7 protein-coding genes are annotated in these 16201 nt (G+C 66.4%); all 7 read left to right on the plus strand.

What is annotated here, in order from left to right; all coding sequences use genetic code 11:
• Positions 1-2 precede the first annotated feature (2 nt).
• A complete protein-coding gene (locus ACX3PH_RS15145) occupies positions 3-5870 on the plus strand; it encodes an Ig-like domain-containing protein (protein ID WP_459093526.1) in 5868 nt (1955 codons plus the stop codon).
• A 28-nt stretch (positions 5871-5898) separates the two neighbouring features.
• The gene (locus ACX3PH_RS15150) at positions 5899-6870 is read left to right on the plus strand and encodes an AAA family ATPase (RefSeq protein ID WP_459093527.1); all 972 of its coding nucleotides are present in this window, start codon (positions 5899-5901) and stop codon (positions 6868-6870) included.
• A gap of 59 nt (positions 6871-6929) precedes the next feature.
• On the plus strand, positions 6930-8282 hold the full coding sequence (locus ACX3PH_RS15155; RefSeq protein ID WP_459093528.1) for a DUF58 domain-containing protein: 1353 nt from the start codon (positions 6930-6932) through the stop codon (positions 8280-8282).
• Complete coding sequence (locus ACX3PH_RS15160) at positions 8282-10627, plus strand: transglutaminase domain-containing protein (RefSeq protein ID WP_459093529.1); 2346 nt, start codon at positions 8282-8284, stop codon at positions 10625-10627. The genes ACX3PH_RS15155 and ACX3PH_RS15160 overlap by 1 nt, the downstream gene beginning before the upstream one ends.
• Positions 10624-11730: a double zinc ribbon domain-containing protein gene (locus ACX3PH_RS15165; protein ID WP_459093530.1), complete on the plus strand. Its 1107-nt coding sequence runs from the start codon at positions 10624-10626 to the stop codon at positions 11728-11730. The genes ACX3PH_RS15160 and ACX3PH_RS15165 overlap by 4 nt, the downstream gene beginning before the upstream one ends.
• Before the next feature lie 93 nt (positions 11731-11823).
• The gene (locus tag ACX3PH_RS15170) at positions 11824-14760 is read left to right on the plus strand and encodes an FtsK/SpoIIIE domain-containing protein (protein ID WP_459093531.1); all 2937 of its coding nucleotides are present in this window, start codon (positions 11824-11826) and stop codon (positions 14758-14760) included.
• A gap of 231 nt (positions 14761-14991) precedes the next feature.
• Positions 14992-16200, plus strand: coding sequence for an ABC transporter substrate-binding protein (locus ACX3PH_RS15175; protein ID WP_459093532.1), 1209 nt, complete (start codon positions 14992-14994; stop codon positions 16198-16200).
• Position 16201 lies beyond the last annotated feature (1 nt).

The raw sequence follows: 16201 nt of genomic DNA on the forward strand, positions 1-16201 counted from the left end.
CGATGTTTAGAAGGTGGGCCGCACGGCACAAGTCACTGGTGTCCACGGTGGCCAGCGGGTTCGTGATCGCATCGCTGATCGCGACCATCGCGGTGATCTCCACCGGCTATGCGTCGCAGCGCATGGACCTGAACGACTCGTCGGTGTGGGTCGCGAACGGCACGGAGCAGGTGATCGGTCGCGCCAACACCGCGGTGCTGGAACTCAACACCGTCGTGCAGGCCGCCGGCGACGAGATCGAGGTGGTGCAGCGCGGCACCGAGGTGCTGCTCTTCGACCGCGAGAACAACACCGTGGACATTGTCGACCCTGCAACCTCCACGATTGAAGACAGTGCGCCGATGCCGGCCGATTCTCCCGAGGTCCACCTGGCCGGCGACAACGTCGTCATCCACGCCACCAGGACGGGAGCGGTCTGGATTCTCCCGTACACAGAGTTGGCCAACTTCGACGCCGCAACGGAGCCGACCCTGAACTTCGGTGAAGACTCCATCGCCACGGTGTCCGACCAGGGTGTGGTCTTCGCATTCTCGGCAGACACCCGCAAGGTCTACCGGGTCGACGCGACCTCGCCCGCCGCCGTCAGCCAGAGCCAGGATGTCGATGTTTCCGCGCCGGGGGACGACTTCGAGATCACCGCGGTCGGGGATGCCTGGGTGCTGTTCAACCAGACCACCCGCGAATTGGTGACCCAGGAACGAACCATCGACCTTGCCGACGCCGCCCCGAGCACAGAAGATGCTGCCCTCCAACGCCCGTCGGCAACCGACGACTCCGTTCTGGTGGCGACGGGGCCGGCCCTGTTGTCCGTACCCCTGAACGGTGGAACGATTCGCGAGCTCGTCTCCGGGCAGTCCGGCAACGCCATTGCGCCGGTCATCGTCGACGGTTGCAACTTCGCAGCCTGGACCGGCGGGAACGCGTGGCGCCAGTGCGCCGGCATGGAAGGAACGACCCTGGCCCTGACCGGGCTGGAAGCGGGAAGCCAGCGGACGACGTTCGCGGTCAACGGTGATCGCGTCGTGCTGAGCGATCCGGCCAGCGGCAACGCCTGGGCGGTGCAGCAGGGCGGTGAACTCATCGCCAACTGGGACGAACTGATCCTCGCGGAGGAGGACCAGCGCGAGGTGGAAGAGATCGAGGAGGACACCCCGCCGGAATTCGAGAAGGACCAGGTACCACCCGTCGCCATCGACGACGCATTCGGCGCCCGCCCCGGCCGGACCAGCGTGCTTCCGCTGCTGCTCAACGACTACGACCCGAACGGCGACGTGCTGGTGATCACCGAGGTCGTCCCCATCGATCCGAACGTCGGTCGCATCGACGTGATCAACAACGCTCAGCAGGCACAGCTCAGCCTCGCCCCCGGTGCGAGCGGGGAGATCTCGTTCGGCTACACGATCAGCGACGGGCGCGGTGGTGTCGCCCAGGCCACAGTCACCATCACCACCCGCAGCCCTGAAGAGAATTCGCCGCCCGTCCAGCTCCGGCCGACGAAGGCATCCGTCGCCCAGAACGGGAGGGTGTCCACCCCCGTGCTCGGCGATTGGGTCGACCCGGACGGCGATGCGTTCTACCTGGCCGACGCGGGTGGATCCCTTCCTGACCAGGTCAGCCACAAGCCGGAAGGAACCGTCGTCTTCCAGGAGGGCGGTGCGGCGGGTCAGCTTCGCTCCATCGCGCTGACGGTGTCGGACGGGTCGGCGCTGGGCTCCGGGTCGATGTCGGTCACCGTTCGCGCCGCCGGCGATGTGCCGATCATCGCCGACCCCTTCGTAGTCCAGACCTACGCGGGCCGAGAAGCCACGGTAGAACCGCTGAACCATGTGCGCGGCGGAACCGGCGTCATCCGGCTGAGCGGCGTGCCTGCGAAGACCGGGGCGACCATCGAATCGAGTGTCGAGACTGGCACGTTCCGATTCACCAGCGAACAGATCCGCACGCACTACATCGAATACGTGGTGACGGATGGCGACCAGACGGCGACCGGCCTGGTGCGCATCGATGTGGCCGCCCCACCGGACGCCAATTCGAAGCCGATCACCATCCCGAAGACGATTTTCGTGAAGACGCTGAGCAGTGAGACCATCCGCGTGGCTGCTACCGACATCGATCCGGCCGGCGGCGTGCTCATGGTGACCGGTGTCGACGACCTGGGCGTGGCATCCGGAGTGCGGGCGGAGGTGCTCGAGCAGCGGGCGATCCGGGTGACCCTGACCGCGCCGCTCGACGCGGGCACGCTGAGTTTCGGATACCGGGTCAGCAACGGCCTCGCCGAGTCTGAGGGTGTGGTCACCGTGGTTGAGCTGCCACGGCCGGCGCGGACGCAAGCGCCGGTGGCGACGGATGACACCGTCTCCGTGCGGCTGGGTGACGCGATCGACATCCCAGTGCTGGCCAACGACGTGCATCCGGATGGCGAAGACCTGACGCTCAACCCGGAACTGGTCTCCGGACTGAAGCAGGGTTCTGGCCTGCTGTTCGCATCCGGGAACAAGTTGCGTTACCTGGCACCGAAACAGACCGGCAACTTCACCGCCGTCTACGAAGTCGCGGGCCCAGACGGCCAGGTGGCACAGGCGCAGGTGCGTATCGCCGTGCGGGAAGCCATTGAGGCAACCAACACTGCACCGGTCCCGCAGGTGGTAACGGCGCGGGTGCTGGCAGGGGAGAAGGTCAGCATCCGGATCCCGCTCACCGGGATCGACCCGGACGGGGACTCCGTCCAGCTGCTGGGGCAGGAATCCAACCCGGAGAAGGGCGCGGTCAGCCAGGTCGGGGCCGACTTCATCGAGTACGAGGCCGGTGGGTACTCGGCAGGAACCGACACCTTCACGTACACCGTGATGGATGGGCTGGGTGCTCGGTCGATCGGAACCGTACGAGTCGGAATCAGCCCGGTCACCACGGGAGCCCGCAACCCGGTTGCGAACCCCGACGTGGTGCGGGTGCGGCCAGGGGGCACCGTGTCGGTGCTGGTGCTCGCCAATGATTCAGACCCAGGGGGTTCGCCGCTGACGGTGACCGGTGTCGAGCCGAACTCGCCAGACATCGTTGCCGTGATAGAAGACGACATCATCACCATCACGCCGCCCGAGGAGCCGGACCGCTACGGCCTCGTCTACACCATCGAGAATGAGTTCGGCGGCACCAGCTCCAACTTCATCACCGTCGAGGTCGACCCGGTAGCGCCATTGGCGTACCCGGTCGCGCTGGACACCGTGCTCACCCTCACCGACATCCTCGACCGTGAAGTCATCGATGTGGACGTCCTGCGCAATGTCTTCTTCGCGGATGGCGATTCCTCGGCACTCCGCCTCGGGCTGCTCGCTGGTTACCGGAGTTCCGCGGTCATCACAGACGACAAGCGTGTGCAGGTCACGGTGGAGAATTCCAGCCAGATCATCCCGTTCTCGGTCGCGCACCCGGACGACCCCGACATCGTCTCCTATGCCTTCGTGTGGGTGCCTGGCTACGATGACGCGCTGCCCCAACTCGACCGTCGTGCCAATCCGCTCACGGTGGAAAGCGAATCCGAGCTGATCATCGAGCTTGGCAAGCGCGTGATCACCATCGGCGGGCAAGCCGTGCGCCTGACTGACAGCGCGACCGTGCGGGCCACCCACTCCGACGGTAGCGACCTGGTCGTCGATGACAACACTCTGCGGTTCACGTCGGCAGACAAGTATTTCGGGCCGGCGTCCATCTCTTTCGAGGTGACGGACGGCACATCCGCTTCCGACCCGAATGGGCGGAAGGCGACGCTGGTGCTGCCGATCACCGTAACTCCGCGTGAGAACCAGCCGCCGGTGTTCACCGGTGGCGTCATCGACTTCGAGCCCGCAGAAGAGAAGGTGCTCGACCTGCTCAAGCTGACCAACTATCCGTACCCGGACGACATCGACGAACTCGCCTATACGGTCATCGAGCCCCTCCCGGTCGGCTTCAGCTATTCACTGAGCGAGAACACGCTGACGCTGCGCGCGAATGCCGACGCCAGCAAGGGAGCGAGTACCGGGCTCACCCTGGGAGTTCGGGACGACCTGAGCGTTGGCCAGCCGGGCCGGATCCAGCTGAACGTGGTGGCGTCGAGCCGGCCCCTCGCTTCACCGGCGCCGGATACGGCGATCGTGAAGCGTGGAGAGACCACCGTCGTCAACGTGCTGGCGAACGACGAAGCGACCAACCCGTTCCCCGGCCGGCCACTGAAGGTGGTCGACATCCGTGGGCTGGGCGGTGGAAGCCTGCCTGACGGTGTCACGGTCGTGCCGAGTGCAGATCGGAGCCGTCTGACGGTCACGGTCTCGGAAGGTGCCCTCCCTATCGACACCTCGTTGCAGTACCAGGTCGCAGACGCCACCAGCGATCCGGACCGCCGCGTCTGGGGGACGGTCACCCTGTCAGTGCAGGATGTGCCCGACGCACCGATTGCGCCGACCCGCGCGGTCGCGGAATATGTCGGAGGCGTCGTCACCCTGAGGATCACGGCTCCCGCATTCAACAACTCCCCGATCACCGGCTATCGCGTCGTCAGCACCAACAATGGCGGCTACAGCAAGGATTGCGGGCTGCAACTGCGCTGTGACCTGACCGACCTCACGATCGGTGCGATGTACGAGTTCCGCGTGATCGCCACCAACGGGATCGGCGACTCTGAGCCGAGCCCGGCGAGTACCCCGGTCAGCGCCGATTACCTGCCTGCCCCGGTGGGCGGCATCACCGCTGTTGCCACGAACGCCGCTCCCGCAGGCGGGGCGATCACCATCAACTGGAACCGGGTGGCCGATCCCAGCCCCGGAACCGCGGTCTCCGGCTACACCGTCAGGATCACCGGAAGTAACGTCGACGCGGCCATCAACGTCGGACCGGGCGCCAACTCGCTGGTCGACACCACGGCGGGCGGCGCGCTTGTCGCGAATCAGCAGTATTCGGTGACCGTCTATGCGCGAAACAGCGCGCAGGCTTCTGATGCCCAGTGGAACCGTAATCCGGCGGTCACCGTCACGACGGTCGGCCCCCCTTCGGCTGTGCCAGGGCTGGCTGCCGTCGTGCACGACACCTCGGGCAACATCAGGGTGGAGTGGGCGCCGGCTTCCTGGAACGGGGCTGTCTCAGGTACCTACTCGATCGGGAGGGTCGATGTCGGCGACCAGGTTCCCTCCAGGTGTGACGGCACCGGTCTCAACAAGGGCGTTAGCCCGGCTTCCAGCGGTTGGGTGGACACGCACGTCAACGACGGTAACCAATACATCTACATCGTCTATGCGGACAATGGGCTGTACTGCACTCCCACAGTCTCCGGCGCGGTCGAGAGCAAGCGTCCGCCCGGACAGGCAAGCGGGAGCATCGAAGTCGCGCATAGTGGTGCAGGATTCCATGATGTTGCAATCACATCGCTCTCAGTGGCATCCGGGAACGCTCTTCGGTACGAGTATTCGCTGGGTGACGGCGTGTGGCGCACTGCCACCGTTGGCGCATTCATCTCCGTTCCCGGGTCTCTGTACGGGTCAACGGTGAACGTGCAATTCAGAGGTTGCCGCGATGCGTCGGCAAGCTACTGCGGAGCATCATCGAGTGTGTATTCCGCGATGCCCATGGCAACGCGGGCGGATGTCGCGAGCTGTGCCCCTGGATCCCCGCTTGAGGGAATCGTCATCCTTCCGCTCAACCCCGGGGCGAGCACCAGCACAGTGACATACCAAGTGTCCTATGAGAGCCTCGGACTGATCTGGGGGGCCTTCCGAACTCCTGACCCAGGCGAAACAGTGCCAGGGGGTGCAACGGGAATCCGCGTCAAGGCGACCGTCACCATTGACGGAACCACTCGCACCGACCCCGAGTTCGACGAGGCGCGATGCCAGACCCCATGACACCGACAAGCGCCGGAAAGGCAACACAATGAGCATGACCCCTGAGCAGGCCAGCTGGTTCGCTGACATCTTCAACCGCTTGGTAGCCAACGTCGACCAGGTCCTCCTGGGCAAGACGTTCGTCATCCGGCTGTCGTTCACCGCGCTGCTCAGCGAGGGCCACCTGCTGCTGGAGGACTTTCCGGGCACTGGCAAGACGTCACTGGCCCGGGCGATCGCCGAGAGCGTTGAAGGCTCGTCCAGCCGCATCCAGTTCACCCCCGACCTGCTGCCCGGCGACATCACCGGTGTAAGCGTGTACGACCAGAAGTCGGCGTCCTTCGAGTTCCACGCCGGGCCGGTCTTCGCGAACATCGTGCTGGCCGACGAAATCAACCGGGCGAGCCCGAAGACCCAGGCCGCGCTGCTGGAGGTCATGGAGGAGGGTCAGGTCACCGTCGACGGCGTCACACACCCGGCCGGGGTGCCTTTCATGGTGATCGCCACCCAGAACCCGATCGAGCAGGCTGGAACCTATCGTCTCCCCGAGGCGCAGCTCGATCGGTTCATCATGAAGGCATCGATCGGCTACCCCGATCACGCGTCAACACTGCGCATCCTCGAGGGTGCCGGAGTGCGAGCGCACGAGACCGAATTGGCGCCGATCATCACCGCGGAGGTCGTCACCGAGATGGCGGCGATCGCGCGCACAGTTCACGTCGACCCCACCATCAACGACTACGTCTCCCGGCTGGTTGAGTCCACCAGGAGCGCAACCGAGGTGCGCCTCGGCGTCAGCGTGCGAGGGGCGCTCGCCCTGATTCGCACGGCGAAGACACTCGCTGCTGCCAGCGGCAGGCACTACGTCGTGCCGGACGACGTCAAGGCCCTCGCCGAGCCGGTGCTTGCCCACCGCCTGGTGCTCGACCCTGAAGCAGAGTTCGACGGTGTCACCTCGTCGAGCATCATTGCGCAGATCCTGATGGAGACCTCCCCGCCCAGCGAGAGGCAGGCGGTTTGACACCGAACACAGGATCGCCACAGGCGCGACAGGCCCTATCCGCTCACAGCCGAACGGCTTTGACCGGGCGAGCGGAACACACCAGCACCGAGACTCGCGGCCTCACCAACGCGCGCACCCGTATCGTGGGCTATCGCGAGGGCATCCTTGCCGATGCCATCGTGTCCTTGGTGCGGTTCACGCGCACCGCCGGAGCCCGCGTCGCAATCTGGACCGGGCGCATGGCCACCGTCATCACGCCTCTCGGCTGGGCGATGCTGGTTATCGTGCCGGTGAGCCTGCTGGCGGGTTACCGGTTCGGATGGACAGAGCTGGTTGCCGTCGGATTTGCCGGCGGTGTCATGATCCTGATCGCCGCCGTCTACCTGATCGGTCGCAGTTCCTTCACCCTCACCCTCGACCTTCCCCACCGACGCGTGGTGATCGGCGACGACGCGAGTGGGATCGTCTCGGTGGTGAACCCAACCAGGAGACGGGTTCTCGGTGTGAAGGTCGAGATCCCGGTGGGACGGGGCCTGACTGAAATCGTCCTGCCGAGCGTGGCGCGCGGCTCCTCCTTCGAGCAGGAATTCTCGGTGCCGACGACCAGGCGAGGGGTCTACCAGGTCGGTCCGGTACGAACCGTGCGTGCAGACCCGATCGGCCTGGTGCGACGCGAACTCGTCTGGACCGACGTTGCAGAACTCGTCGTCCACCCGCGAACGATAGCGATCCCGAGCACCAGCACTGGGCTCATTCGCGACCTGGAGGGAAACGCCACCCGCGACCTGACGAACAGCGATGTTGCATTCCACGCACTCCGTGAGTACATGCCGGGGGATGAACGTCGTTACATCCACTGGAAAAGCACGGCCAAGACCGGTACGTACATGGTGCGCCAATTCGAGGAGACCAGGCGCAGCCACCTGGTCGTCGCGCTCAGCCTCGCGTCGGGCGACTACGCGGGCGACGAGGAGTTCGAGCTTGCGGTCAGCGTCGCCGGGTCCCTCGGCGTGCGCGCCATCCGGGATGTGAGAAACGTCTCTGTCGTCGCGAGCGCCGAGACTCCGGAATTCGCTAAGCGAAAGACCCTCGCGGTCCGGCAGCTCAGTACGCTCACCAGGGCGAGGCTGCTTGACGACCTGGCCGTCGTCGGGCACTCGCAGTCCGCGTTGGCCATAACGGATGTCGCGCGGGTGACGGCGGAGCAGGTCACCGGAATCTCGGTCGCCTTCCTGGTCTGCGGCTCACTTCCGACGCCTGGCCAGCTCCGTTCTGCATCGACCCAGTTCTCGGTGGGGGTCGAGGTCGTCGCCATCGTGTGCGATCCAGAGACAGTTCCGGGCCTCCGCCAGGTATCCGGCCTCAGCGTGCTGACCATCGGGTACCTCGAAGACCTCCAGAAGAGCCTCGCCAAGGCAGCAGCCGCCTGATGGCCAGGTCCACAGTTTCTCCCGGGTTCATCGCCATCAACACCGTGATGGTGTGGGCGACGTTCGCGGTCGCCGGAGCGACGCTGTGGCCCATCTACCAGTCTGAGCGCCTGATCATCCTGATCGCCGCCTCGCTCATTGCCGGGTCTGCGATTGCCATCCTCGGGGCCGTCTATCGCTGGTCGAGCATCGTGGTGATGCTGGTGGCCATCGCGTCCTACCTGCTTCTGGGGGTGCCACTCGCAGTGCCCGATCAGGCACTCTACGGCGTCCTTCCCAGCCTCGGTGGAATGGTCGACCTGCTCGCCGGGTCCGCGGTGGGCTGGAAGCAGCTGCTCACCATCACCCTGCCGGTCGGCAGTTTCGAAGCGCTCCTGGTCCCGGCTCTGCTGCTCATGCTCTTCGGCACGGTGATCGGACTGAGCATCGCCCTTCGCGCCCGGTACGGCGAGGTCGCGGTCATCGTTCCCGCCATCATCCTGGTTCTTGCCGTGACTTTCGGCCCCGAGTCGACCGACTGGCCGATGCCGCTGACGCTCGCGTTGCTCGTTCTCATCCTGGTCTGGCTGATCTGGGCCCGGTGGTATCGGAGGCGGGCGTCGATTCGCCTCCTGGTCGGACAGCCCGCCTCAGGTAAGGGGAGGGCCGTCGAGTCCCGGGACACCCGACTCGGCTTTCGCGCCCTTCTGGGTTCTGCCCTCACGATGACGCTGGCCGTTGGCATCGCACTCGGTGGCGTCTGGTTGTTCCCGGTCGACACCGGGCGGCAGGTGCTGCGTGCGGCCGTCGAGGAGCCGTTCGATCCCCGAGATCATGCCAGTCCGCTCAGCGGGTTCCGTGCCTACCACCAGGTGCAGTCGGCCAACCGGCCGATGTTCATGGTGGAGGGGCTTCCCGAGGGCGCAATGCTCCGGGTCGCGGCTCTCGACACCTATGACGGGATCGTCTACTCGGTCGGCAGCGACCAGGTGAGCAGCCTGTCCGGCTCGTTCGTCAGGGTTCCCACCACCTTCGACCAGTCAGGGGTTGCCGGCGATGAGATTTCGGTGCAGGTCACGGTCGACCAGTATCAGGGCATCTGGATGCCGTCCATCGGCAAGCTCGAGAGCGTCACCTTCGCAGGGCCGGACGCCGCCGACCTGCGCGGCTCATTCTTCTACAACGACAACAGCGGCACAGCGGTAGTCGTCGAAGGGCTCTCTGAAGGGGACTCCTACCGTTTCCAGGCAGTGGTACCGTCGTCGCCGACCCCCGGGCAGCTGGCCGCACTCGAACCGGGAAGTGCCACCGTTCCGCAGCCGGCACAATTGCCGGATGAGCTGGCACTGGCCCTCAGCGGCTACGTCGGCGAAGCCGAGACAGCCGGTGCCCGGCTCCAGGCCATGATCGACGGGTTGCGTGCCGACGGCTACATCAGTCACGGCGTCGATGAGGATGAGCCGGCCAGCAGGTCCGGTCATGCCGCCGACCGGATCACCCAGTTGCTGACCGGTCAGCGGATGATCGGCGATGCGGAGCAGTATGCGGTGACGGCAGCCCTGATGGCCGGCCAATTGGGTTTCCCCGCCCGGGTGGTGCTCGGGTTCGCTCCCGATCACCAGGACAGTGATTCTGTGGTGACGGTACTGGGCGAAGACGTGTCCGCATGGATCGAGGTCAACACCTCGAGGCATGGCTGGGTGGCGATCAACCCGAATCCGGATCCGCGGGAGATCCCGGAAGAGGAGCCGGAAGACCCGACCCAGGTCGCACGCCCGCAGTCGCCGGTGCAGCCACCGCCCACCGAGCCCGACTTCACCGTGGAGCAGGTGCAGCCGGACAGCTCGCAGGAGGACCCGGAGTTGCCGAACGAGGTCCTCGCGATCCTGCTGGCGATTGCGCAGGTCACCGGGATGGTCCTCCTCGGTGCCGCCATCCTGATGTCGCCGTTCCTGGCCGTGGCGGTGGCCAAGCTGCGCAGAAGGTCGTTGCGAAGGCGTGCGACGTCACCGATCACCCGGGTGGCCGGCGGATGGCAGGAGTTCGAGGACGCGGTTCTCGACCACGGCTACAACCCCCCGCCGATGCCCACCAGGGCCGAGGTCGCACGAACGGTGGGCGGAACCCGTTCCCTGGTGTTGGCATCCGTTGCGGATCGCGCCGTCTTCTCGCCGGATTCGACCGAGGACTCCGAGGCGGAGAAGGTGTGGCGGGCCGTCGATGAGCTGCGGCAGGCGCTCGGGCAGGGGCGCACCCGATGGCAGCGCATCAAGGCGCTCGTGTCGGTGCGATCACTGGGTGGATATAGTGTCAAGAGCCTGTTCAGGCGCAAGGATTCGCGGCTGAACGTCAGGGGGCGCAGGTGAATTGCACGCATTGCGGCACAACGCTGCCCCCCGGCGCGCTCTTTTGCGGAGAGTGCGGTCGGTCGGTCGCCAGTGCACCGAGAACCGCCGTGACGGATGCAGGCGGCCAGTCACATCCGGTGCTCAGGTCGGCTCCCGCGAATTCGGTCGAGCGGAGGTCAGCCGAGGTTCGGCAGACGACCCCGGCGCGCTGGGTTGAGGACCCGGTCACCGGCGACTCCTTGACGGATGACGCGGATGAGATCGATGTCGAGCTCTCGGCCGGCGACCTTCGCTGCGAGCAGTGCCAGAACGTCATGAGCAGCGACGACATCTTCTGTGGCGAATGCGGTTTCGTCTCACGATCGATCACCCGCGCGTTCTCGGTGTCGGACTTCACCGGCGAGACCCGGCAACTCGACCTGTCACCGATGACCCGTGAGCCCTCGATCGAGCGGGTGCGGGAGTTCCTTCCGGAGCCGGAGTCGGAGTCGGAGTCGGAGCTCGAGCCGGCGCCAGAACCAGAACCAGAACCAGCGGACCACGAGTCGGACCCTGGGCCTGAGCCGACACAGGAGGCCAAGCCAGAGCCGAGACCACTGTGGGCAGCCAGCCGGCCCGAGCTGGTCGTTCCGCCGGCGTCATTGCGGCCGGCTGCGCCCAGCACCCCGCCGGCGCCGACGGCACCACCCGCTCCGCCGGCGGCAGCGCGGCAGCGGTTCCGTGACACTGGCGAGTATGACGTCGCCGGCGAGTACGACGACCTCGAGGCCACCCGCATCGTCAGCCGGGTGTCCGGCGACCGTTTCGTGCTCCAGTTCAGCACGGGGGAGAGTTTCACCGTCCACGGCAGCGGCCTGATCGGACGCAACCCCCAGCCGGAACCGGGCGAATTCTTCGAGCATCTCGTTAGGGTGCTCGACACCGGCAAGTCCGTGTCCAAGACCCACCTCGAGTTCGGCCAGGAGGGGGGAGCCTTCTGGGTGAAAGACAGGTTCTCCGGTAACGGCACCATCATCCGGGAGCCCGACATCAGCGCCAGGAGGGCGGAGTCCGACCGTCGCTACCGCGTGATCCGGGGTACCAGGATCGACATCGGCGAACAATTCTTCGTGGTCAGCTGAGCACTCCTCCCCCCGACAGCGGGCCGCGCGCCACACTCCGCCATCTTCGTCGCGGCCGCGAAGCCGCCCCAGCGCTCCTGCTTGGCTGGCCGCATGGCTGCCCTGTACCACTCCTCCGGCTACAAGCCCGATCGCATCACCCTCCCAACCCCGCCCGAGAAGCGCCGCCGCCGGGAGTTTCCCCTGCTTGCCACCGCTGCACCGGTGGTGGGTTCCCTGGTGATGTGGGCGGTCACCGGGTCACCGTTCGCCCTGGTGTTCGCCTTTCTCGGGCCGGTGGTCGCCGTCGGCAGCCTGATCGACGATGGCCGGCAGTCCAGGCGCAACGCCAGGGCCGAGGGGGTTCGGTTCCGCGCTGACGTCGAGGCTGCGTTTCGCGCGATCGACGCCGCCCACCTGCGTGAGCGGGACGCGCTTTCCGAGGTGGCGCTGTCGCCGCACCAGCTCCAGGGGAGCTCCGCGAGGGACCCCGAGTGGTGGCGCCAGGACTGGAGCCTTCCTGTTCCCCTCTGCCTCGGGACCGGCGCCATTCCCAGCAGCGTGGAGCTGGAGGCGGCAGACGCGATTGCGGATCCGCTGGTTGCCGAGGCGTACGCCGGGCTGAGGGCTGCAGCCGGCACGCTGGTGGACGCACCGGTGTGCGTCGATGCGAGGGATGGCATTGGCATCATCGGGCCGCCGGTGACCGCCTTCGCGCTGGCACGGGCGATCGTCGCTCAGCTCGCCTTCCGGCTGTCCCCGGCGGACTCTGAAATCACTGCGGATGCTGGCGGGGGCCTTGACTGGGTACGCGGCCTTCCGCATCCGGTTGCCACCCGGGCCAGCGGAGGCCATCGCGTCGGATTCGCTCCGCTCAGCAGCGGATCGGAGCCGGCCCGCGTCGAGGCCAGCTGCGTCGTTGCGGATGATGACGGTGGGCTGCCGCGCGCCTGCAGGGTGGTCGTGCGCCTGTCCGCGAGCGGCTTCGCCTCGGTCGAGCGAAATCCCTCCGGTGTGCCGATCCCGGGATTTCGCCCCTGGTTCACCTCCGAACCCGAGGCCAGGGCGCTGGCTGCGCACGCGATGGCCTGCGCAGCATCCGCAGGCTTCACGACTGCCGATGCATTGCCGGCTTCGGTCGAATTCGCCGACCTCACCCCCGCAGCCGCAGCGGACGGTGCGCTCCCCGCCGTCTTCGGTATCGGGGCGGGCGGTGCGATGGCGATCGACATTGTGCGCGACGGCCCGCACGCCATCATCGGCGGAACGACCGGCAGCGGCAAGAGCGAACTGCTGGTGTCCTGGCTGCTGGCGTTGACGCGGGTCGCATCTCCGGCGGAGGTGAATTTCCTGCTCGTCGACTTCAAGGGGGGCTCGTCGTTTACGGCGGTCAGCCGACTCCCGCACACCGTCGGGCTGCTCACCGACCTCGACCAGGCTGCAGCCGAGCGTGCGCTGTCAAGTCTCCGGGCCGAACTTCGCCACCGCGAACGGGTGCTCGCAGCAGCAGGCGCCCGGTCGCTCGACGAGCTCACCGGTGACGAACGGATGCCACGGCTGGTCATCATGGTGGACGAGTTCGCCGTCGTGGTGAGCGAGTTTCCCGAGCTCCAGGCGCTCTTCGCCGATCTGGCCAGCCGGGGGCGCTCGCTCGGAATCCACCTCATCCTGTGCACGCAGCGTCCAGCAGGTGTCGTTCGCGACTCCGTTCTCGCCAACTGCTCGCTGCGCCTGTCGCTGCGGGTGAACAACGGCGCGGACAGCACTGCCGTTGTCGGGACACCACATGCTGCCGAGCTTCCGGTGCACCCGGCCGGCCGCTGCCTGGTCAGTATCGGCGGAGGGCCGCCGGTTGCGATCCAGGTCGCGCTCGCCACAGGCGACGATGTCGCCGAGGCCTCCGAACGACACGCCTCCGAACGACACGCCGCTGATCGACACCGTGCCGACCGGCATCCGGTGCGCCGGCCGTGGTGCGAGCCGTTGCCGCCGGTCCTTCCGCTCGACGTCGTCCTCGCCGGGTACACCGGACCCGGACTGCCGTTCGGCCTGGCAGACGTTCCGGAGGCGCAGAGCCAGCCTCCTGCCGTCTACGACCCGGAGAAGGACGGCAACCTGGTCGTTCTGGGCGCGCTGGGCTCGGGGAAGACCGGAACCCTGTCGACCCTTCAGGAGGCGTGCCGGGTGCGATCCCTGAACACGGTGCGCATCCCGTCCGACGTCGAGGGCGCATGGGACACAGTCGCTGCCGCCGTCGATGAGCTCGGCGCCGTCGATGAGCTGGGCGTGGCCGCGGGAGCCCCCAGGCTGTACCTGCTCGACGACGTCGACACGCTGGTCGGGCGGTTCGGCGTCGATCACCAATCGGCGTTCATCGACCTGCTGACCCGCCTGATGCGAGAAGGCGCGGGCCGGGGACGCGCGACGGTGCTGAGCGCCGGCAGGGTGACCTCCAGCATCCAGTCGGTGGTGGCCAACTGCGACACCCGGCTCATCCTGCGAATGCAGAACCGCCAGGAGCACCTGCTGGCCGGCGCCGATGCGGCACTGTTCAACGTCGAGTCGGCGCCGGGGGCGGGCGTATGGCGCGGTCACCGGATGCAGGTCGCCCTGGGCCCTGCCGAGCCGCTGCGATCGCCATCCGCCGGCTCGGCCAGGGCCGAATGGCCGTTACAACGCGAGCAGGGTTTCGCGCTGGTCGCCCCGGCTCCAGCGGCGACCGCCGAGCGGATTCGGTCCGCGCACCATCCGGAGCCGGCAGCGCTCACGGTCATCGACGTGTCAGGCCAGCCTGATCGAAGCCTCCAGATCACCGCTGACAGGGGTGCGCAGGCGCTCATTCTGGCGGCCAACCCGGGGGACTGGCAGTCGCAATGGGGCCTTTTCGCAACGGCGAGGTCCACCGGCCCCGTCGTGTTCGTCGGCTGCACTGTCGCGGAATTCCGCACGCTGGTCGGTACCAGGCAACTACCGCCGCCGCTGGGTTCCGCCCCCGGGGCCGCGTGGGTCCTGGGACGTGACGGGTCCGTCATCCGCGCACAATTGCCCTAGTGGATGACATTTCCGCACCGGCGCATGCTGAACCTCCTCGATCGCAATTGATTCCGCATCAAAACCGTCCCAACTCTGCTGATTTCGTTAGAAATTCAAGGTATCGAGGATGTTTCCGAAGTTTTCGGGTACAACTCTCCCCGCGGTTGTGCCAGTATCGACAGACACGGAACACTGCAGTTCCGCTACCCGGCGCTGAGTAGGTCAGCAGCACGTCGAGAAGGAGCAGCCATGACGAGGCAACTGCCAGAAGACCCGATGATCCGCGAGCTGATCAGGCAAGCACGCCGGGCCCAACTCTCCCGCCGCACGGTACTCGCCGGTGCCGGTGCTGGAGCGACCGCGCTGGCGCTCGCCGCGTGCTCCACCGGTGGAGACGAGGCACCGAGCGCCGCGAAGGACAACTCCGCCAACGACAAGACCCTCACCTGGGCGAACTGGGCCGCCTACATTGACGAAGACGACAATGGCGACTACCCGACAATCATGAAGTTCGAGGAACAGACCGGGATCAAGGTCACCTACGACGTCGCGGTAGACGACAACAACACCTACTACGGCAAGGTCAAGGACCAGCTCGCGCTCGGCCAGGACATCGGTGCGGACGTGGTCTGCCTGACCGACTGGATGATCAGCCGCCTGATCCGCTTCGGGTATGTCCAGGACCTCAACCACAGCAACATCCCGAACATCAAGAACCTTGTCCCTGACCTGGAGAACCCGGACTTCGACCCTGGACGCAAGAAGTCCATTCCGTGGCAGGGCGGCTTCGCCGGCATCGCCTGGAACAAGGAGAAACTGCCGGATGGCCTGAAGTCGGTGTCCGACCTCTGGGATCCCTCGCTCAAGGGGCGAGTCGGCGTGCTCTCCGAGATGCGCGACACCATGGGCGTGCTGATGGCCGAGAACGGCGTCGACATCAGCAGCGACTGGGGTGGCGACGAATTTTACGCCGCACTGGACACCTTCAAGGAGCAGGTGGAGAACGGCCAGATCCGCAACATCAAGGGCAACGCCTACCTGGAAGACCTGAAGAGCGAAGACACCCTGGCCGCCATCGTGTGGTCCGGTGACATCACCATTATCAATGCCGAGGCCGGCGACAAGTGGGAGTTCGCCATCCCCTCCGGGGGAGGAACCCTGTGGAACGACAACTTCGTCGTTCCCATCGGTTCGACGCGCAAGGCCAACGCTGAAGCGCTGATCAACTACTACTACGAGCCGGAGGTCGCCGCCGAGGTTGCCGCCTGGGTGAACTACATTCCCCCGGTCGTCGGTGCGAAGGAGGCAGCCATCGCGATCGACCCTGAGCTGGCCGACAACCAGCTGATCTTCCCGAGCGACGAAACGCTGGCAACCACCAAGATGTTCAAGACGCTGGACGGCTCAGAAGAGAGCGAATACGGCGCGGCATTCCAGGCTGTGCTCCTGGGCTCCTGAT

This window comes from Homoserinimonas sp. A520 (genome assembly GCF_054489245.1).

What these genes read in the sequence shown, in the direction of transcription:
- ACX3PH_RS15145 (WP_459093526.1), top strand. Translation starts at nt 3, where the DNA reads ATGTTTAGAAGGTGGGCCGCACGGCACAAGTCACTGGTGTCCACGGTG.
- ACX3PH_RS15150 (WP_459093527.1), top strand. Translation starts at nt 5,899, where the DNA reads ATGAGCATGACCCCTGAGCAGGCCAGCTGGTTCGCTGACATCTTCAAC.
- ACX3PH_RS15170 (WP_459093531.1), top strand. Translation starts at nt 11,824, where the DNA reads ATGGCTGCCCTGTACCACTCCTCCGGCTACAAGCCCGATCGCATCACC.
- ACX3PH_RS15175 (WP_459093532.1), top strand. Translation starts at nt 14,992, where the DNA reads ATGACGAGGCAACTGCCAGAAGACCCGATGATCCGCGAGCTGATCAGG.
- ACX3PH_RS15160 (WP_459093529.1), top strand. Translation starts at nt 8,282, where the DNA reads ATGGCCAGGTCCACAGTTTCTCCCGGGTTCATCGCCATCAACACCGTG.